Genomic DNA, 18,494 nt, shown 5'->3' with positions numbered 1-18,494 from the left:
CCGCCGCAGGATAGGTCTTCGTGGGCCAGATCTTCCAATGTATTGTACGCACTTTGCTGAGATAAATAGCAAGTGCAGCTTCAATAGCGGAATGATCCTGTCCGCGTCCCGACAGGGACGGTTTGGCGCGTCCACAACATGGACGCAAACGATAGAGATTCAATTCAGTCGGGCGTAGGCCTTGCTGCCCTGTTGCTCATGTCAGGTCTCGGCAGCGATCGAACGGTCGAACAGTTCACCGGTTCGAAGCATGGTGTGCATGATCACGGCGAGCTTGCGCGCGACCGCGACGGCGGCTCGTTTGAAGCCGATCTTTTCCTTGAGTTTCAAGCCCCAGATACGCAGCGCGCTTTCCGCTGTGGTGCGAGTGAGGATCACGACTCCCGCTTCGTACAACAGTCCGCGCAGATGGTTGTCGCCGCGTCGGGATATATGGCCGCCGTAATCAACTTCGCCTGATTGGTAACGCCTGGTGGTCAAGCCGATCCAGGCACCCACCGAACGTGACTTCCTGAAGTTTTCCGGATCCTCGATCGCTGCAACGAAGGAGGAGGCAGTCACTGCGCCGACGCCCGGGATTGACGAAAGCAACTGGCATTGCTCGCTCACGCGGGCCGATGCGACAAGCTGTTTGCTTAATTCGGCGGCGCGGACACGCAGGCCTACCCAAGCCTCGAGCACCGGCAGGATGATCCGCTCAAGCCCGGCGTTGCTTGCCAGCAGGCTGCGCACATGGCTCGCGAACACGCGCCCGGCGCTCTTGGGAACCACCAGGCCGAACGTTTTCATCAGACCGCGGATCTGGTTCGACAACTGCGTAGTCGCCCTCAACATCTGATTGCGCGCTGCAACCAGCGTGCGGGTTAGCATGCTCTCGAAGCTCTTAACGCGCACCTCGCGGTAAAAGCCGACCTCGGCCAGATGCGCGAGGCCGTCGCGTCGTTCGCATCGGTCTTGTTGCGCGCCATATCGAGCGCCGCCTTGGCATGGCGGGCGTCGATGCAGATCGCCGGCAAGCCTTCCAACGTCAGTGCGTGATAGAACCAGACCGACAGAGGGCCCGTCTCGAACACCACACGTTCCACGTTCGCTGCACGTTTGCGGATGAGCTCGGCTATCAGTTTCGGATCAGATGAACATCTGCCGCGCCAGATCCGCTGGCGGCCTTCGCGGACCAGCTCGCGCTTCCAATCCGGCCTCAGAGCTTTCGGCGGACAATATCCTGCAACATCTCCCGGTCGAGCGTCAGGTCGGCCACGATCCTCTTGAGGCGGCCGTTCTCCTCCTCCAGCTCGCGCAGCCGCCGCATCTCCGTCGGCAACAGCCCTGCGTATTTCTTCTTCCAATTGAAGTACGTCGCCTGACTGATCCCAGCCTTCCGGCAGACCTCCGCCACCGGTGTACCTTCCTCGCCCTGCTTGATGACAAACGCCTTCTGCGCGTCCGTAAACTTCGATGCCTTCATGCCACGCCTCCTTGCCCAGCCAAGGAAATCTAAGGCCGAAAACTCTAACTCAAAACGGTCCAGTTTTCAGGTGGCAGAGCAGTTTTCACCAAGTGAGACATAGAGACGGGTGATCCGCGACGTCTGGATTTGCCAATGGCCATCTAGCCGTCGGTAGGTCTCGTGATAGTGCCCGCAGCCGTGGAGCGTCAGCACCTCACCATCCGCATCCCAGATCTGATCTTCCATGGCGATCACGCCGCGAGCCTCGTTCGCCGAGAGGATCTCGATCTCGTGGCAATGACCATGATGCACGGTTCGAATGTTGCCGGCTGCACCCTTGATGAAGTCAGTAATCTGGTCGCCGCCTTCATAGACCCACTCGTTGCTTTCGGCAGCGCGACCGCTCGCCCCCCTGCCGTCCACGTTGAAGGAGGCCCGAGCGTCGAACACCGCATCGTCGGCGAAGATGGTGCGAAGGGCGATCCAGTCCTTGGTGTCCAGGTATCGGAAGTAGCGGCCCTTCAGTTGTTTGATCTCCTCTACCGCGAGCAGTCGTTCAGTGGCATCCATTGGCTCTCTCTCTAATGTACTTGCTAGCACGCCTATAACGCGGCCAGCCCTTTTCCAACCGGCACAAGTGCGAGTACCCAACGCAGACCAGTAGGCGCCTAGCCCCCGGGATGGGCAATCTCGACCGGCGAGAAATGGGGGGCTTGTCAGGTTATCCGCTGATGGACGAGCGAGTGCCTGAGCCTGAAGATTCATGCCGCAGCGGCGGATGCAGCGTTCCATTCCGCCATGGCGGCGGATCGGAAAAGTCGCATTGTGTTGCGTGAGACGAGGTGACGTTGGGAATTGAAGGTCGTTTAATCGGGGCCTCGTCAAGAAGGATTTCGAGCACGATGCTTCTTTCTACGATGGCGTCATCGTAGATGGCGTTGTGAACGAGGTTGTCGTTAGCGCCTTCTGTTTCGATAGCGCCGGCGATGCCGTTTGTCGGGTACATGGTCGTTTACGCGGTCGAGACATGCCGCCGCAGGATAGGTCTTCGTGGGCCAGATCTTCCAATGTATTGTACGCACTTTGCTGAGATAAATAGCAAGTGCAGCTTCAATAGCGGAATGATCCTGTCCGCGTCCCGACAGGGACGGTTTGGCGCGTCCACAACATGGACGCAAACGATAGAGATTCAATTCAGTCGGGCGTAGGCCTTGCTGCCCTGTTGCTCATGTCAGGTCTCGGCAGCGATCGAACGGTCGAACAGTTCACCGGTTCGAAGCATGGTGTGCATGATCACGGCGAGCTTGCGCGCGACCGCGACGGCGGCTCGTTTGAAGCCGATCTTTTCCTTGAGTTTCAAGCCCCAGATACGCAGCGCGCTTTCCGCTGTGGTGCGAGTGAGGATCACGACTCCCGCTTCGTACAACAGTCCGCGCAGATGGTTGTCGCCGCGTCGGGATATATGGCCGCCGTAATCAACTTCGCCTGATTGGTAACGCCTGGTGGTCAAGCCGATCCAGGCACCCACCGAACGTGACTTCCTGAAGTTTTCCGGATCCTCGATCGCTGCAACGAAGGAGGAGGCAGTCACTGCGCCGACGCCCGGGATTGACGAAAGCAACTGGCATTGCTCGCTCACGCGGGCCGATGCGACAAGCTGTTTGCTTAATTCGGCGGCGCGGACACGCAGGCCTACCCAAGCCTCGAGCACCGGCAGGATGATCCGCTCAAGCCCGGCGTTGCTTGCCAGCAGGCTGCGCACATGGCTCGCGAACACGCGCCCGGCGCTCTTGGGAACCACCAGGCCGAACGTTTTCATCAGACCGCGGATCTGGTTCGACAACTGCGTAGTCGCCCTCAACATCTGATTGCGCGCTGCAACCAGCGTGCGGGTTAGCATGCTCTCGAAGCTCTTAACGCGCACCTCGCGGTAAAAGCCGACCTCGGCCAGATGCGCGAGGCCGTCGCGTCGTTCGCATCGGTCTTGTTGCGCGCCATATCGAGCGCCGCCTTGGCATGGCGGGCGTCGATGCAGATCGCCGGCAAGCCTTCCAACGTCAGTGCGTGATAGAACCAGACCGACAGAGGGCCCGTCTCGAACACCACACGTTCCACGTTCGCTGCACGTTTGCGGATGAGCTCGGCTATCAGTTTCGGATCAGATGAACATCTGCCGCGCCAGATCCGCTGGCGGCCTTCGCGGACCGAGATGAATGTATCTTTCAAAGACACGTCGAGGCCTATAAACTGCTCCATGGTTGTCTCCCGTTTGATGCTGGGCCCGGTGTCAATCGTGAGCCCGTTTTCATCCTATCGGGGGGCAACCACCCTTCCAACGCATCCCCACCGCGCCGGTGATCCCAACCCCGCGATTACTCTATGTATTGTAGATTGCCGAGTGGGTGGAAACGAACCGCTGGGCGTGACCTTGGGATTTGAATCGCTGCATCTTTCGCTCGCGTCGTCGGACGGGAAGGTGTGAATTTTCGGCCCGATTATTGTCGCGCAATCGGCCAGGCTGATGTCGGGTGAGGGCGCCCAACTCACGTAAGGCCGCAGGGTAGGATCGCAGCCCATCGGTAACAATGGCTTCGGGGACGGCACCTTGGTTCTTGAGCAGTTTTCGCAGCAATTTCAGTGCAGAGGCTTTGTTCCGGCGCTTCTGGACAAGGACATCCAAAACTTCGCCTTCCTTGTCGACGGCGCGCCACATGTACATGCGCTGTTTAAGCAGGTCTCCTACACTCCGCCGCGCGAGTACGGCGCTTCTTTCAAGTTCGACTTCTAGGGCGAGCTCTTCCTTTGCCCTGGTGCGACCCGGCAGCCCCTCGCGGTTGCCGGGTCGAATCGTCACAAGCCAGCACATGCGCCCATGCACCGCCAATGTGACAGTGCACTGGACAACAAGCCTGAAACTTGGTTTCGGGGACACATCATAAGGGGAGACTGGCACTTTGCCGAAAATTGTCGATGCCGAGCAGCGCCGCGAGATGATCGCGCAGGTCATCGAAGAGATGGCGCTCACCACCGGTGTCGAGGAAATCCGCATGCGCGAGGTGGCCGAACGCGTCGGCTGCAGCACCAACGCTATCTACCACTATTTCCGGTCCAAGGCCGAAATGCTCATCCATGCGCAGAAGCTGGGTCGCCGCCGCGCGGGCGAACGGCTCGCCGCGCTGGCGGAGACGGTCCCATTCGCGGAGCGCATCGATGTCCTGTTGCCGCTGAGCGAGGACCGGCGGCGCGAGTGGCATACCTGGTTCCTGCTGTGGGGCATGCCGCAGACCGACCCCGCCGTTGCTGCCGAACGCCGGGAGGGCGCGGACGATGCCAATCGGCTTGTCTCGGAACTGGTCCGCGGGGAGATCGAGGCAGGACGGCTGGACAAGAGCTCGAATGCCGAAGACGTCGCTTACGATATCATGCTGATCGTCAACGGCATCGCCAGCCTTGCCGCGCCCGATCCCGTCAGCTGGCCGACCGAGCGCCAGCAAGCCACCCTGCGCCGCCACCTCAAGGGGCTGGGTTTCCACCTCTAGCGCCCTAGCATGTCCGGCCTGCCGGTTATGTTTTTCGAATCACTGCAGGCCGCCGCGCTCGTTGCTTTTCCATCCGACCTGAAGTCGTCGTCATTTTTTTTGTATAACACTTGACGAAAAAACCAAAGGTAGCAGTATCGGCGTACTGTGAGATTCGGCCCCGCACCGATCCTTTACAGGGAAAGCGGACGCGAACAAACCGCGCCGCCATATGGAGAGTGATGGTATGAAGCCCCGCATCAGCGTCAGCATGGAAGAACATTTTGCGCTGGAAAATGCGCTCATCGATTATCTCGTTGCTGTCGACGGCCTCGACGACCTCGACCAGATGATGGACTGTTTCACCGAGGATGCGGTTCTCGATCTGACCGGTTTGAACCTTGGCCACTACGATGGTGCGGACGCCATCCGCGGGTTCTTTGCCGGGGTGTTCGAGACAATGGAACTGCATATGCACACGATGAGCAATTTCCGCGTGACCGAGTATTCGGACAACGATGCGCGGGTCTATGCTTACGTCAACGGGATGGGCCGCTCGCGCGCGGGCGTCGATGTGCAGATCTACGTCTATTACGACCTCCGCATGCGCCGCACGGCAAACGGCTGGAAGATTAGCCATTTCTACGAAGCGCCGAAGCTCCTAATGTCGGAGACCGTCGAGCGCGCCTTTGCAGATTGAGCTTTCGACAGGAGACGTACAATGGCCGACGCATCGGCAATCCGGACTGACCTTTCCGAAAGGGACCAGTTCGCCACCAGATTCCAGCGCGACGGTGTCATCATCATCGAGGACGCCTTCGGCGATGCGGAGATGCAGCGGATCGAGGCAGCCTACCAAGGCAACCTCGACAACCCCAACCCGCTGATCCAGTATCTTTACGCCGAAAACGGCGGAACGTTCATCCAGTCACTTGAAGATTCCAGCGGCAAGCAGGCGTTCCAAGAGATGTTCGCAGGAACGAGCATCGTCGACATCGCCAGCAAGGTCTTCGGCACCGGCGGCGTCTGGTACTTCCACGACCAGCTCTTTTACAAGAAAGCAGAGGCCGACAAGCCGGTGCGCCGCACGCCCTGGCATCAGGACACGCCGTATCACCGTGTCGACGGCAGCAAGTTCATTGTCTTCTGGATTCCGCTCAATGACATCAGCGACGAAGCAGCCCTGGAAGTCGTGCGCGGATCGCACAAGCAGACACTCTACAATGGCTCCTATTTCGACCCGTCCGACGACACGATGCCGCTTTATGACGAGAAGGATATGCCGCGCCTTCCCGATATCGAGGCGAACCGCGATGCGTGGGACATCATGACCTGTTCCATGAAGCGCGGCGATGTGCTGCTCTTCCACACCAGCAGCCTTCACGGCGGCGGCCCGACCCCGCCTGGCACCCTGCGCCGCAGCCTGTCGCTGCGCTTCGTGGGTGACGACGTGGTCCGTGTCGACCGGCCTGCGCCGTTGACGGGCGCGGTCGCAGAAAACAACATCGGCGACGACGAGGAAGAACTGACTTCGCGCATTTTCAATCTGCCGCTGGGCACGCCCGTGCACGAGTGCGGCCTGCGCCGACTGGACTGACGGTTGCCAGTGGCCCACCCGGGCGCGGTCGCTGATGCGGCCCTGTGCAGGCTGGGCCATTCCAATCGGGACGAATACATGAGCCAAGCCTGCGACACCCTTGCCATCATGACGCTGACCGCCGATTTCGCGCGCGGCGTAGACCGGGGCGGCGAGGCGCTACTGCTGTCGCTGTTCGAACCGACCGCTTACGTCGACTTGGGCCTTTTGCGGTGAAACGCGGCGGAAATCCTGCCGCAGGACGTTGCGATGTCGGCAAGTTTCGCGATCAGTTCGCATGCTGTCTCCGGGCATCGGATTTGACCGAGGCAAAGAAGCTAATGGGCGCCGAAAAGGGCTATCGCCATTATGAGAGCATGGTGGGCGACGAGCTGGTCTACTCGCCGCACACCGTGCTTTTCCCCAATGTCACAATTTCTTTCATGCCTGACAATATCCTTGCCTACCTCTCTGTTCAAGAAACGCGGGTGCGGTTCTTTCATGAACGCCTCAATGACTATCTCTCGGGGTTGATGACATAATGTTTGATTTCATAATTGTCGGTGCGGGGTCGGCCGGTTGCGTGTTGGCCAACCGCCTGAGCGCCGACGGTCGCAACGAGGTGCTGCTGATTGAAGCGGGGCCTGAAGACCGATCTATGTTCATCCATATCCCGATGGGCATGGGGAAAATCGCCTCCGACCCTAAATACATGTGGTATTATCCCAGCGAAGCGGAAGTGGCGACAGACGACAAGCCGGGCGTTTGGTTGCGGGGAAAGACTCTCGGCGGTTCCAGCTCAGTAAACGGGATGGTCTATGCGCGTGGCAACCCAAACGACTATGATGATTGGGAAGCGAATGGGGCTGCGGGTTGGGGCTGGGACACGATGCGCAAAGCCTTTGTTGCCATCGAGGATCATGAACTTGGCGCAACCGACTGGCGCGGAAGCGGCGGGCCGCTCCCGATCACAATACACCGGGGCAGGACCGCGCTCGGTGAAGCAATCTTAGACGGTGCCGCGCATATAGGCACCCCGCGCAGAGTCGATATCAACGGACCCGACCAGCACGGCGTAGGGTACTCCCCGCAAACCATATCGCGCGGACGGCGGATGAGCGCGGCTACCGCTTTCCTCAAGCCGGCGAGAGGGCGCAAGAACCTGACAGTTGTGACTGATGCTCTCGTCGAACGCGTGTTGATCGAAAATGGCCGAGCCGTCGGTGCCTCATATCGCAAGGACGGAGGCAGGCATGAGGCTCAGGCGGATCGCGAGGTTATCGTGTCGGCGGGAGCTGTCGGCTCGCCAAAACTGCTACAATTGTCGGGGATCGGATCGGCGCAGCTTCTGACGTCTCTGGGCATCTCCGTTACGGTTGACCGTCCTGCCGTCGGCGAAAATCTGTCCGAACATAAAGGCGTTTGGCTGGAATCGTACATCACAAACTTGGACAGCCTCAATGTGCGCCTCAGCGGATGGCGTTTGTGGAAGGAGGCGATCCGATACCAATTGCTGAGGTCGGGTCCGCTTGCAAATGGCGTTATGATCAACGGCTTCATCAAGACAAATCCTGACCTCGAAATTCCTGACGCGCAAATCTCGATCTTCGATCTGACGATGGTCAAAAACATCGGAGAGATGAAGTTGGAAAAACGCCCCGGTTTCATGGCCGGTGCCTGGCAGCTACGGCCCGAAAGTCGGGGCAGCGTCAGGATCCGATCCGGCAATCCTGCTGCGAACCCCGAGATCAGAGCCAATTTCCTGACCGAAGCGAAGGACCGCGAGGTGATGATCCAAGCCTTCCGTTATCTCAGGAAACTGATGGCGACACCGCAACTCGCGCCTTTCATTGCCGAAGAACGACTGCCCGGACCTCAGGTCCAGAGCGATGAGGAAATCCTCAAAGCGTCGTATGCCGGGGAAAACGCCTACCACGCGACGGGAACGTGCCGCATGGGTTCAGACGACGGCGCGGTGACAGATCCCGAATTGCGGGTGCGCGGCGTTGCGGGGCTCCGCGTCGTGGATTGTTCGGTAATGCCTACCCAGGTTTCTTCGGGCGTCAATGGCCCAGTCATGGCACTGGCCTGGCATGCCGGTGATTTAATTTTGAAGGTGGCAGGCAAACGCTAATATTTTGACTGCAGCCGAACGCGGCCGGACCTGAGTAGGCAGCAGTCTCGCTCACAGTTTTGCTACATACAAAAGTTGAAAAAGGAGAGGATAGTTTCTGAAATTCCTGAACTTTCTCGTTCGCAAGTCAGGCATTACCCCTGCCGAGTTCCGCGAACACTACGAGACTTCACACGTTCCATTGGCGTTCAAGACTTTTCCGCAGATCACGGAACATCATCGGTATTACGCCACCGAAGGTGGCGCAATGTTTCCTCCCGGCGTGGACCAGCCTTGGGACGCTATAGTCGCGATCACATTGACCGATCGGCAGGGTCTTGATGACATGTTCGCGCTGTTGAGCGATCCCGAAAGGTCCAAAGAAATCTTGGAGGACGGCGACAAGTTTCTCGATGGCCCCAAATGTGGGATGTTGATTGTGGAGGATGAGATCACCCGCCGTTGATGCCCCACGCATGGATTCTTGGCTGGACGGGACGGATCTAGATCAAGCGCTCTGCCCCACCAAACGCGTAGGAGACTGATTAGTCGTCTGGACCAACTTAAGATAAATCCGGCGCGTTAGGCGAAATCTGACCCACGGATTAGCTTCCAGATGTAACTTAAAGTTCGAGGTGGGACCGATGTTCAAGCCACCAAAGTTGCCTGGCCGTGGCCAGTTGGCGTTGTCAGGTTAACTGCTGACGGGCGAGCGAGTGCCTGAGCCTGAAGATTCATGCCGCAGCGGCGGATGCAGCGTTCCATTCCGCCATGGCGGCGGATCGGAAAAGTCGCATTGTGTTTCGGGAGACGAGGTGGCGTTGAATGTTGAAGGTCGTTTAATCGGGGCCTCGTCAAGAAGGATTTCGAGCACGATGCTTCTTTCTACGATGACGCCATCGTAGATCGAATTAAGGTGCCTCAAATCATCCTTGACCGGGCCACGATTAAACGACCGCACCCGACAGATCACATCAGCAACTCAATTTACCCCTTGCAGCGCAGGGGCCATCCACAGATGACAATTCCCTGCCAGCGCATTGGCAACCGCCTCAGCCCGGCCAGACGAGCGGGAGCGATTCCACACCCGCCACGCCACCGGGCACATGCCTGACCTTTATACCCGGTGCCAACCCGAAGTTTGGAATGCGGCTCATCCATTCTTCGAGCGTTATGCGAATTTCGGCGCGGGCCAGGAATGCACCGGGGCAACGATGCGGGCCATTGCCGAATGTCACGTGCTCGCGCGCGCGCCGCCCGGGGTCGACATCCATCGGACACGCGTTGGCCATCGGGTCGAGCCCGCCAAGCGGCGTTGGAATCGCGATCATGTCGCCGCGTTTCAAAACGCTGCCGCGAAATTCGCAGTCCTCCATGACCTCGCGTGCCATCGTCACCACCGGGAAGCGACGCACCAGTTCTTCGACAGCGCGAGGAATGATGGCGGGATCGCTAGCCAAAGTTGTTTGCAGCCTCGGGGATTGCGCAAGGTGCTCCATGGCAAAACCCAAGAAATTCACCACTGTGTCGAGGCCTGCAAGTAGCACCAGCACTGACATCTGTAGCGCGTCATCCGGCGGTATCGGATCTCCCTCGATCGTGCCGTTGACGATCCGTGAAAGGATATCGTCTCCGGTGCCGCCACGCCGCGCTTTGATAATTGGTTCCAGGTAAGCGCGGAAGAGGCGAATGCCGCGTCGCCAGCCCGAAACGTCATCGCCCCAGTCGGCATCAGGATCGGGCCGCAGCATATGATCGGTCCAGCCGCGCAACATGATCGCATCGTCGGGATCGAGCAACGCGATCTTCATGAATACGCGCACGGGAAACAGCGTGGCGTAGTCTGCAACGAAATCGCAGTGCCTCTGTGACTTCACCGCCTCGATAAGTCCAACAGAGATGGCGCGTATCGCATCTTCGCTATCGCGTACTGCGCGCGGAGAGAGGCTGGCGCGCAGAAGCTCACGGTATGGCCCGTGCTCGGGCGGATCGAGCGTGACCGGGATCAGGCCCTGCTCGCCATAAGCTGTCTTGGGCAGGATTGATGCGGTGTTGCCGAAGCGCGCAGGGTCGGCCAGTATTTCCCTGATTACGGCATTACGAAGCGGTATCCAGTGCCCGCCGTTTTGCCCGGACCAGACCAAGTCGGGCGTGTCAGCCTGGCGCACCTTCTGCCATGCGCGATGGAAATCGTCCTTCCCGCCCGGTGGAGCGTATATGTCGAATTCGACCACGCTGGAAGGCTGCACGTGATCTGGTCTTGCGACTGCATTGCTCGCCATCGTCTATTCCTCTCGCCTCGGGTCGAGGCCCCTTATTGACGGGGCTCACCTCATTATAGCACGCTGAACTTGCATAGCATGCTGAACTTGCGGCGGCGATGAAGATGCTGTCAGAGGGATGGTCGGCTTCAAGACTGACCTGCTAGCCGGTTCGGATGATCTCAGCCAAGAATCCGTTCAGGTACTTCCGTTCTTCACCTGACGTTATCCGCATGGTGGTCATGCTGTATGTGCGATATTCGCTGTCACTTCGGAACGTCGAGGATTTGCTCTTTGAACGCGGATATGACTTTTGTGACGAAACGGTGCGGCTCTGGTGGAACCGTTTCGGACCGATTTTCGCAGGTGCGATCCGGAGGCGGCGTGTGAACCACATGCGCGGCTTTCGACACTGGCCTGGGGCTTGTCAGGTTATCGGTTGCCGGACGAGCGAGTGCCTGAGCCTGAAAATTCATGCCGCAGCGGCGGATGCAGCATTCCATTCCGCCATCGCGGCAGTTCGGAATTGGCGCATCGTGTTTCGGGAGACGAGGTGACGCTGGGTGTTAAATGTATTGTAGATTGCGCTGTGGGTAGAAACGAAGCGTTGAGCTTGGCCTTGGGACTTGAAGCATTGCATCTTTCGTTCTCGTCATCGGACGGGATGGTGCGAATTCTCGACCCTGCTGTTCTCGCGTAATCGACCGGGTTGATGGCGGTCCTGACAACTCAAGACCTTCATCGCCGCGCAGTACGAAGGTAGGCCATCAGTGACGATGGTGTCCGGGATGGCGCGTTGGTCTTTCAGAAGTTTTCTTAGTAATTTCAATGCCGATTCTTTGTTCCGGCGTTTTTGGACGAGCACATCGAGGAACTCGCCCTCCTTATCGACGGTCCGCCACGTGTACATCCGTTGGCCGTAGATCCGGACGACCATTTCATCAAGATGCCAGACGCTGTCGGCGCGTCCGCGCTTGCGACGGATGTCGGCGACAATCGCCGGACCGAACTTGTTGGCCCAGCACCGGATGGTTTCGTAGCAGAGATCGATCCCCCGTTCGGCAAGCAGGTCCTCGACGTCTCGCAGGCTCAGGGTAAAACGGTAGTACAGCCAAACGCTGAGCCGGATGACGTCCGGCAGAAAGCGATGCCGTTTGAAAGAAATAGGATTCATGCCGCTCTCACTACGCGGCATAGTGCCGCAGGTGGAGACGCTTTAGCATCTGACTGACAGGATCACTGCACCTATCTCAACCCGCTCAGTTTTATATTGTTCATCTGCTGAATTTAAGATAACTAGGTAGCTGACGAACAAGCCCTAGAGTGCGGAACCGGCAAAGCCGGCACGCGCTCACAGAGCGTGAAGGGAACCTGTCAAACCAACGCAGGTTTCACGTGCCGCACAATCAATAGGCGTTCGCAAGGAGAGTAATGTTCAAAGGAGAGGCTTATGCCATTTCTAACCTACCTCAAGGGTGACGGTCTTGGCGAAGTCCTCGACAGGGAGCGGGAGCGATACGCCGGCTTCATGTTGATGGGGCAGCAGATCATGATCGAGGACGCAGAACTTTCGACTGTCGATCGGGAATTGATCGCGGCCTATGTGTCGGCACTGAACGACTGTTCGTTCTGCCACGGGACGCACGAGGCGATAGCCAGGGCATTCGGTGCCGACCCGGTTGTCCTTGCGACGATGATCGCCGATCCCGCCTCCGACAAGATACCGCCAAAGCTGTCGGCTCTTCTTGTCTACGCGAAGAAGCTGACCGAGACGCCATCGCGCCTGACCCAGGCCGATGCCGATCGGGTCCTGGCCGGGGGATGGAGCGAACAGGCGTTGAGCGACCTGGTGGCAGTCGTCGCCTACTTCGCAATGGCGAACCGGCTTGCCGACGGTCACGGCATCGAGGCGCTCGACAAGGCGGGCAACCAGGCCGTGGCGAATTTCGTGAAGGATAACGGCTACCCGATGATCGAAAGGATCATGGCGCCCATCGGCAAGCAATCAGTCTGAGCAAGATCGAACGTTCGAAACGAACGGAAAAATAACGTGTTCGCACGATAAACATGAGGACGGGATGATGTTGAACAAGAGCGCTCGGTGCCGTGCATTCGCGGCCATGTCGGTTTCGGGAATCGCGTTGGCGGTGGCAATATCAAGCACGGCGGCCTTGGCGCAGGACGGCGATCTTTCGCAGGACGCGGCAAGAACGTCGGCCCCCTCGGGGGGCCTGGAAGAAATCATCGTGACCGCGCGCAAGCGTGCGGAGACGGTCCAGGACGTTCCGGTTCTCGTGACCGCGATATCAGAGGAAATGGTTGAGCGTTACGATCTCACCTCTCTGGAAAAGGTGGCCGCGTTCACTCCACAGTTCAACATCGGTCGCGCGTCGAACGGCTCGGGGGCACAGATAACTCTTCGCGGCATCGGTTCGCAAGCCACTTCGATCGGCCTTGAACAATCGACGGCAGTTATCGTGGATGGGGTGTATTACGGGCAGGCCCGCGTGATTAACGAGGCGTTCTTCGACCTTGAGCGTGTGGAATTGCTGAAGGGTCCGCAGGCTTTGTTCTTCGGGAAGAACGCGACCGCAGGCGTCGTTTCCATAACCACTGCCAGCCCCAAGGATACTTTCGAGGCGATGGGACGGGTCGGATACGAATTCCGCTCGGATAATCTGGTGGGTTCCGGGTTCGTATCGGGGCCGATTGCACCTAACCTGTCCGCCCGCCTCGCGGTGCGCGTCTCGCATATGAGCGGAGGCTATTTCCGCAACAAGCAAACCGAGCCGCTGACGACAGCGACATTCGATATCGCCACAGGCGATCTCAATCCGCGTGTGCAGCAGGTCAGCCAGGGCGACCAGCCTGGAACGGATGAGAAGCTGATCAGGGGCACCTTGGAATGGGAGCCGACCTCGCGCCTTACCGCCAATTTGAAGGCGAGCTGGTTCAAATCCGACGACGAGAGCAATTCCTGGAACATGGTGCCGTTTCGCTGCGCTCTGGGGGTGCCGCAGCCCAATCCGAATGTCCCATGTGAGAAGAAGTTCAATGTCTACATGGTCAACTCTCCCGACGGCCTGGGCGGCTCCACTCCTGAATCGCGGGAGGACGGGCAGTCCTTCAACGCCTACAAGTCGTGGTCGGTAACCGGTTCGCTGAATTACGATGCGGACGATTTCCTGATCACGTCGGTCTCCAACTACAACTGGAACCGCAACCGTTGGGGGCTTGGGCAGAACGTCCCGGCAGAGGCAACGTTCATCGCCGCGACCGAAAACACGTCTTTCTGGGCCTTATCTAACGAGACTCGCGTCCAGACGACATTCGCCGGTCCGGTCAACGCGATGCTGGGCGGCTACTACCAGAAAACCCGGCGCAATTTCCGCCAGTACGGCGCCTTTGCCCCGCTGGAAGATTCGTCCCAGCCGCAATTCCGCCGATTCGATTCAACCCATCGGTATTCACGCACGGATGGCGAGACGTTGTCCGCCTTCGGGCAGGTAACCTGGAAGGTCGTTCCCACCGTCGAAATCGCGGGCGGCGTGCGGTTCACGCACGAGACGAAGGACAGCATCCTGTATCAGGAGTATGTCAACGCCGCCTTACAGGGACTGTTTATCCAGTACGATCCGTCCGATCCTACCACGTACATCGTCGGCGATCAGACCTTCGAAAACTGGTCGCCCGAAGCGACGATTACCTGGCAACCCAGCGACCAAGTCACAGTCTATGCCGCTTACAAGACCGCCTACAAGTCAGGCGGCTTCTCGAACAGCGCCTTGGTAACCGCATTGACCATCCCCAGCGACATCGCGTTCGAGCCTGAAAAGGCGAAAGGCTTCGAAGGCGGCGTGAAGACGACTCTATTCGATCGCCAGCTTCGCTTCAACGTGGGCGCCTACTACTTCAAGTACACTAACCTGCAGATTGACTACTTCAATTCAATCACCTTCCAGTTCATCACAACCAACGCGGGTTCCGCCACCACACGGGGCGTGGAACTGGAAACGGAATTCGCTCCCAACGCGCTTCCGGGCTTCAGCACGAGGGCAGCGCTTGCGTACAACAAGGCGCGCTACAAGGATTACCTGGCGCCTTGCTATGGCGGCCAGTCGATCGCTGCCGGCTGCGATATCACTTTCCAGGGCGGGCCAGGCCAGGATCTGAGCGGAACCCCGACGGCCGTTGCACCGGCGTGGACCGGAAATCTCGGCATCAACTACGAGACCGACGTAAGCGATGGCATCGTGTTCGCGACTTCCGGTAACGTGCGCTACTCGAGCAGCTATCTCGGCTCCAGCTTCGGGCATCCTCTGTCGCGTCAGGGGGAGCACGCCGTGCTTGATGCCACGGCCACGATTCGCACGTCCGACGACCGGCTGGAATTTTCCATCATCGGAAAGAACCTGACCAACAAGTTCTACATCTCCGGTGTGCAGGAACAGCCCAATAGCGGCAGCGGAACCGGGACGAACAACGCGATCCCGTCAGATATCGTCGGCCTCGTCGCCCTACCGCGGACGATCATGGCGCAGATAACCACCCGCTTCTGAGGAAAGTCGATGATGGACACGAAGTCGCCGCTCGAAAAGATCCTGTCGCCGGCCGAGCGGCGGCGCAGCATCGCTGTCGATCATCAGCGTCGATCGGTCAGGCTCATACGGGACGGGGAAACGGATCGTTCGGATGGGCCGATGACGAATGATCCGGCTGTCTACGTCGACGCCGATTGGGCAAGGGTCGAGCGGAAGGCGATTTTCACCGAGATGCCGCTTCTGGCCGGTTTCGGGGTCGACATACCCGAAGCCGGCGACAAGTTGCTTTTCGAGGCGACTGGTGTACCGATCCTGGTCGTGCGCGCCGGCGACGGCCGCGTGAATGCGTTTCTCAACATGTGTACGCATCGTGCGGCCAAGCTGGTGACCGAATGTACGCGTTCCAAAAAGATGACTTGCCGTTTCCACGCCTGGACCTTCGACCTTGAGGGCATGCTAACCGGCATGCCGGCGAAGGAAAGTTTCGCCGGGATCGCCAAGGCCGATCGCGGCCTCATTCGCGTGCCTGTCGTCGAATGGGCCGGCATGATCTTCGTAAAGCCGCGTCCCGGCGACGACGAAATCGACATCGAGGCATTCCTCGCGGACTTCGCCCCCGAGGTTGCCCAACTCGAGTTCGAGCGCATGAGGCTGGTCAAGGCGACGCGACTGGAAATCGATGCGAACTGGAAATACGCTCTCGACACTTATGGCGAGGCCTATCACTTCAACTCGCTGCACCCCTCGTCGATCGGTAGCACACACTACACCGATCGCATGTGCTACGACGACTTCAACCCGCATCATCGCATTGCCTATCCGTACAAGCATGTAGGTGCATATATCGGCCGGTCGGAAAGCGAATGGCCCGACGAGCCGTTCAACGCGGTGCACCTGCTGTTTCCGAACGTCATCCTGAACGTCTGGCAGATCGACGCGGGCCCGGCCTATTCGATCTACCGGCTGTTCCCGGGCGAAACCCCCGACAAGGCTTTTGCCTTGACCGCCACCTACCGCCCCGACACGGCGGATCCCGACGTGGACGACCAGCCGTGGATCGACCTTCATGACTATATCGAGGAAGTCGTGACCACCGAGGACTACAGCGTATCGGCTGACGGGCAGCGCAACCTCGCCCATGCGCCCGCCGATTTCCGTGTCGTCTACGGCAGCAATGAAATCGCCATCCAGAACTTCCACCGGCGCCTTGCCGCATACATCGATGCGGAGCGCGCAAGATGAACGGGACACTGGACCGACTCGCCGCGGAGTCGGCAATCAAGCGGGTGATCCACCTTTATTGCCATGCGCTGGACAGGCGGCGCTGGGAATTGCTCGATCAGGTATTCCACGAAGATGCGAAATATGGTTTTGGCGACATCGCCGGCAGCTGGCGCGATTTCCTGGCGGCGGCGCGGTCGATCGTCGATCCTCTCGGCCCCACTCAGCACATGGTCGCCAACATCCTGATCAGCATCGAAGGCGATGTAGCGCATGTCGAGACTTACCTGAACGGCTATCACGTCATTCCGGCAGACTATCCCGCCGGACTCAATACCAATGGCCTGTTTTACGACCGCCCGGGCGAACGCTACGTCTCTGTGGTGGGGGGACGCTACGTCGATCGGTTCGAACAGCGGGACGGGGATTGGCGGATCGCGCAAAGGGCGGGCATCTACGATTGGATCCAGGTATTGCCCTACACCGACGGGGGCCTGTCGCAAAGCCCTGATGCTGCCCTTGGCAAATGGGGGCCGAGCGATGCATCGATGACCGTTGTGCGGCCTTTGTACGAGCGGTGAAGAGTTCGATGGACATCGTCGATAGCCAGATCCATTTCGGTCCGGGCCAGATCGACGAAACGCTCGCCGGCATGAACGCGCTGGGCATCTCGGCGGTGCTGGCCGACGAATTCTGGGGCCTCGACAACTGGGGTCCGGGATACAAGCTCGCCGGTGGCGGCTATCGCGTGACAAGTCCCACGACGGAATTGGCTAGCTGGCTGCATCCGGACCGGTTCTCGTATGTCCTGCGGGTAGACCGGCTTGACCCCGAGGTTCTGCCGCTTGTCCGCATTGCGCGCGATGCGCCGAACCTGCGCGCCATCCGCATGTTGCCAGGACTGACGGCGGAAGAACTCCGGGCCTTTGCCGAAGGGGCCTATGATCCCGTGCTGGCGCAGGCCGAAGCGCTTGGCTTGCCGTGCTTCTTTTTCATTCCGGGCAGGGCCGAACTTGTCGGACGCTACCTCGAAAAGTTTCCCGGGCTGACGATCATCGTCGATCACTGCGGCATGCCGATGGAAAGCGGCGTGAGCTTTCTCGATGCCGAAACGCCCGATGCCGACACGCCGTCCGATGGCGCCGACCTACGGGCATTTCAGGCTGTGCTGGATCTTGCGGAATGGCCCAATGCGAGGCTCAAGTGGAGCCATGCGCAAGGCATGTTCGGGGTCCGCGATTATCCGTTCCCCGCGCTTTGGCCTCATTTGCGAAGGGCCATCGATGCATTTGGTGCCGATCGCATCATGTGGGCCAGCGATATCGGCGGCAACCAGACTGGCGAGACCTGGGGCGAATTGTTGCACTGCCTGCGCGATTGCGCCGAATTCACTGATGACGAGAAAGCCTGGTTGCTTGGCAAGACGGTTCGCACCGCGCTCGATTGGCCTGCGGGTTCGGAGGTGGCGGCATGTTGATCGTCGCCGGGCGGATCGAGACAGCGCGCGAGCTGGTGGATGAGCTTTTCACCGAATTGCGGGCCGGGATCGAGGACAGTCTGCGCGAAGACGGATGCCGGTTCTACTCGTTCGGCATGGAGGATCGTGACCTCGGTCACATCCTGACCCTGCAGATCTGGCGTGACGAAGCGGCGCTCGCGGCGCACCTTGCGCGGCCCGAACTGGGCGCGATCGTCGGCAAGTGGCAGGACCGGTTCGTCGTTCATACCCGGCTTTACGATGCAGCGAACGAGCGCATGGTCGGCGAATGGCGCGACCCCGCGCACGAACGGCTGATCCGCGAAAGCCGGCCCTAAAT

16 protein-coding genes and 5 pseudogenes are annotated in these 18,494 nt (G+C 59.3%); 14 read left to right on the top strand and 7 right to left on the bottom strand.

Translation table 11 applies throughout. From position 1 onward, the window contains the following. Positions 1-204 precede the first annotated feature (204 nt). The 5 genes and pseudogenes from EKN06_RS14345 to EKN06_RS16030 form a co-directional block, all read right to left on the bottom strand. Positions 205-1,465: pseudogene (locus EKN06_RS14345) on the bottom strand (transposase); the annotation flags it as partial. A gap of 66 nt (positions 1,466-1,531) precedes the next feature. Beyond that, positions 1,532-2,017: a nuclear transport factor 2 family protein gene (locus EKN06_RS14340; protein WP_127613591.1), complete on the bottom strand. Its 486-nt coding sequence runs from the start codon at positions 2,015-2,017 to the stop codon at positions 1,532-1,534. A gap of 151 nt (positions 2,018-2,168) precedes the next feature. Continuing rightward, positions 2,169-2,453: a hypothetical protein gene (locus EKN06_RS14335; protein ID WP_127613590.1), complete on the bottom strand. Its 285-nt coding sequence runs from the start codon at positions 2,451-2,453 to the stop codon at positions 2,169-2,171. A 225-nt stretch (positions 2,454-2,678) separates the two neighbouring features. Beyond that, positions 2,679-3,703, bottom strand: a pseudogene (locus EKN06_RS14330) (IS110 family RNA-guided transposase). A 124-nt stretch (positions 3,704-3,827) separates the two neighbouring features. After that, a pseudogene (locus tag EKN06_RS16030) lies at positions 3,828-4,166 on the bottom strand (DDE-type integrase/transposase/recombinase); the annotation flags it as partial. Between the two features lie 271 nt (positions 4,167-4,437). On the opposite strand from EKN06_RS16030, the gene EKN06_RS14320 reads away from it, so the two are divergent. The 7 genes from EKN06_RS14320 (at position 4,438) to EKN06_RS14295 (ending at position 9,120) form a co-directional block, all read left to right on the top strand. Continuing rightward, positions 4,438-4,986: a TetR/AcrR family transcriptional regulator gene (locus EKN06_RS14320; protein ID WP_127613589.1), complete on the top strand. Its 549-nt coding sequence runs from the start codon at positions 4,438-4,440 to the stop codon at positions 4,984-4,986. A 226-nt stretch (positions 4,987-5,212) separates the two neighbouring features. Further along, a complete protein-coding gene (locus EKN06_RS14315) occupies positions 5,213-5,665 on the top strand; it encodes a nuclear transport factor 2 family protein (RefSeq protein WP_164844095.1) in 453 nt (150 codons plus the stop codon). Between the two features lie 21 nt (positions 5,666-5,686). After that, a complete protein-coding gene (locus EKN06_RS14310; protein ID WP_127613587.1) occupies positions 5,687-6,562 on the top strand; it encodes a phytanoyl-CoA dioxygenase family protein in 876 nt (291 codons plus the stop codon). Positions 6,563-6,640: 78 nt separating this feature from the next. Continuing rightward, the gene (locus EKN06_RS15750; RefSeq protein WP_164844094.1) at positions 6,641-6,778 is read left to right on the top strand and encodes a hypothetical protein; all 138 of its coding nucleotides are present in this window, start codon (positions 6,641-6,643) and stop codon (positions 6,776-6,778) included. Further along, entirely contained in the window at positions 6,775-7,083 is a 309-nt protein-coding gene (locus EKN06_RS14305; RefSeq protein WP_127613586.1) for an SRPBCC family protein, read from the top strand. The genes EKN06_RS15750 and EKN06_RS14305 overlap by 4 nt, the downstream gene beginning before the upstream one ends. Beyond that, complete coding sequence (locus EKN06_RS14300) at positions 7,083-8,675, top strand: GMC family oxidoreductase (RefSeq protein ID WP_127613585.1); 1,593 nt, start codon at positions 7,083-7,085, stop codon at positions 8,673-8,675. The genes EKN06_RS14305 and EKN06_RS14300 overlap by 1 nt, the downstream gene beginning before the upstream one ends. A 97-nt stretch (positions 8,676-8,772) precedes the next feature. Next, positions 8,773-9,120 carry an EthD domain-containing protein gene (locus EKN06_RS14295; RefSeq protein ID WP_127613584.1) on the top strand — a complete coding sequence of 116 codons (348 nt, stop codon included), beginning with the start codon at positions 8,773-8,775 and terminating at the stop codon, positions 9,118-9,120. 586 nt (positions 9,121-9,706) lie between these two features. Here EKN06_RS14295 and EKN06_RS14290 read toward each other — a convergent pair. Next, a complete protein-coding gene (locus tag EKN06_RS14290; protein ID WP_127613583.1) occupies positions 9,707-10,936 on the bottom strand; it encodes a cytochrome P450 in 1,230 nt (409 codons plus the stop codon). 155 nt (positions 10,937-11,091) lie between these two features. Here EKN06_RS14290 and EKN06_RS16200 point away from each other — a divergent pair. Next, positions 11,092-11,331, top strand: a pseudogene (locus tag EKN06_RS16200) (IS6 family transposase); the annotation flags it as partial. A gap of 56 nt (positions 11,332-11,387) precedes the next feature. Here the strand turns inward: EKN06_RS16200 and EKN06_RS14280 are convergent. Next, positions 11,388-12,089 (bottom strand): annotated as a pseudogene (locus EKN06_RS14280) (IS6 family transposase). A gap of 276 nt (positions 12,090-12,365) precedes the next feature. On the opposite strand from EKN06_RS14280, the gene EKN06_RS14275 reads away from it, so the two are divergent. From EKN06_RS14275 to EKN06_RS14250, 6 genes are all read left to right on the top strand, one after another. Beyond that, on the top strand, positions 12,366-12,929 hold the full coding sequence (locus EKN06_RS14275; protein WP_127613582.1) for a carboxymuconolactone decarboxylase family protein: 564 nt from the start codon (positions 12,366-12,368) through the stop codon (positions 12,927-12,929). Positions 12,930-13,086: 157 nt separating this feature from the next. Continuing rightward, complete coding sequence (locus EKN06_RS14270) at positions 13,087-15,474, top strand: TonB-dependent receptor (protein ID WP_240655010.1); 2,388 nt, start codon at positions 13,087-13,089, stop codon at positions 15,472-15,474. Between the two features lie 12 nt (positions 15,475-15,486). Beyond that, positions 15,487-16,698 (top strand): aromatic ring-hydroxylating oxygenase subunit alpha, encoded by a 1,212-nt coding sequence (locus tag EKN06_RS14265; RefSeq protein WP_164844093.1) that lies wholly within the window; start codon positions 15,487-15,489, stop codon positions 16,696-16,698. Continuing rightward, entirely contained in the window at positions 16,695-17,258 is a 564-nt protein-coding gene (locus tag EKN06_RS14260) for a nuclear transport factor 2 family protein (RefSeq protein WP_127613580.1), read from the top strand. The genes EKN06_RS14265 and EKN06_RS14260 overlap by 4 nt, the downstream gene beginning before the upstream one ends. Next, on the top strand, positions 17,255-18,154 hold the full coding sequence (locus EKN06_RS14255; protein WP_164844092.1) for an amidohydrolase family protein: 900 nt from the start codon (positions 17,255-17,257) through the stop codon (positions 18,152-18,154). The genes EKN06_RS14260 and EKN06_RS14255 overlap by 4 nt, the downstream gene beginning before the upstream one ends. Beyond that, on the top strand, positions 18,148-18,492 hold the full coding sequence (locus tag EKN06_RS14250; RefSeq protein WP_127613578.1) for a putative quinol monooxygenase: 345 nt from the start codon (positions 18,148-18,150) through the stop codon (positions 18,490-18,492). Before EKN06_RS14255 ends, EKN06_RS14250 begins: the two co-directional genes overlap by 7 nt. The last annotated feature ends 2 nt before the right edge of the window (positions 18,493-18,494 follow it).

The sequence above is a fragment of the Croceicoccus ponticola genome (genome assembly GCF_004004515.1).
In the GTDB taxonomy this organism is placed as follows: Bacteria; Pseudomonadota; Alphaproteobacteria; order Sphingomonadales; family Sphingomonadaceae; genus Croceicoccus; species Croceicoccus ponticola.
This window is presented reverse-complemented; position numbering and strand designations above follow the sequence as displayed.

Coding starts and splice junctions, on each gene's coding strand:
- EKN06_RS14340 (WP_127613591.1), bottom strand. CDS start 2,017: ATGGATGCCACTGAACGACTGCTCGCGGTAGAGGAGATCAAACAACTG.
- EKN06_RS14335 (WP_127613590.1), bottom strand. CDS start 2,453: ATGTACCCGACAAACGGCATCGCCGGCGCTATCGAAACAGAAGGCGCT.
- EKN06_RS14320 (WP_127613589.1), top strand. CDS start 4,438: ATGATCGCGCAGGTCATCGAAGAGATGGCGCTCACCACCGGTGTCGAG.
- EKN06_RS14315 (WP_164844095.1), top strand. CDS start 5,213: ATGAAGCCCCGCATCAGCGTCAGCATGGAAGAACATTTTGCGCTGGAA.
- EKN06_RS14310 (WP_127613587.1), top strand. CDS start 5,687: ATGGCCGACGCATCGGCAATCCGGACTGACCTTTCCGAAAGGGACCAG.
- EKN06_RS15750 (WP_164844094.1), top strand. CDS start 6,641: ATGAGCCAAGCCTGCGACACCCTTGCCATCATGACGCTGACCGCCGAT.
- EKN06_RS14300 (WP_127613585.1), top strand. CDS start 7,083: ATGTTTGATTTCATAATTGTCGGTGCGGGGTCGGCCGGTTGCGTGTTG.
- EKN06_RS14290 (WP_127613583.1), bottom strand. CDS start 10,936: ATGGCGAGCAATGCAGTCGCAAGACCAGATCACGTGCAGCCTTCCAGC.
- EKN06_RS14275 (WP_127613582.1), top strand. CDS start 12,366: ATGCCATTTCTAACCTACCTCAAGGGTGACGGTCTTGGCGAAGTCCTC.
- EKN06_RS14265 (WP_164844093.1), top strand. CDS start 15,487: ATGGACACGAAGTCGCCGCTCGAAAAGATCCTGTCGCCGGCCGAGCGG.
- EKN06_RS14260 (WP_127613580.1), top strand. CDS start 16,695: ATGAACGGGACACTGGACCGACTCGCCGCGGAGTCGGCAATCAAGCGG.
- EKN06_RS14250 (WP_127613578.1), top strand. CDS start 18,148: ATGTTGATCGTCGCCGGGCGGATCGAGACAGCGCGCGAGCTGGTGGAT.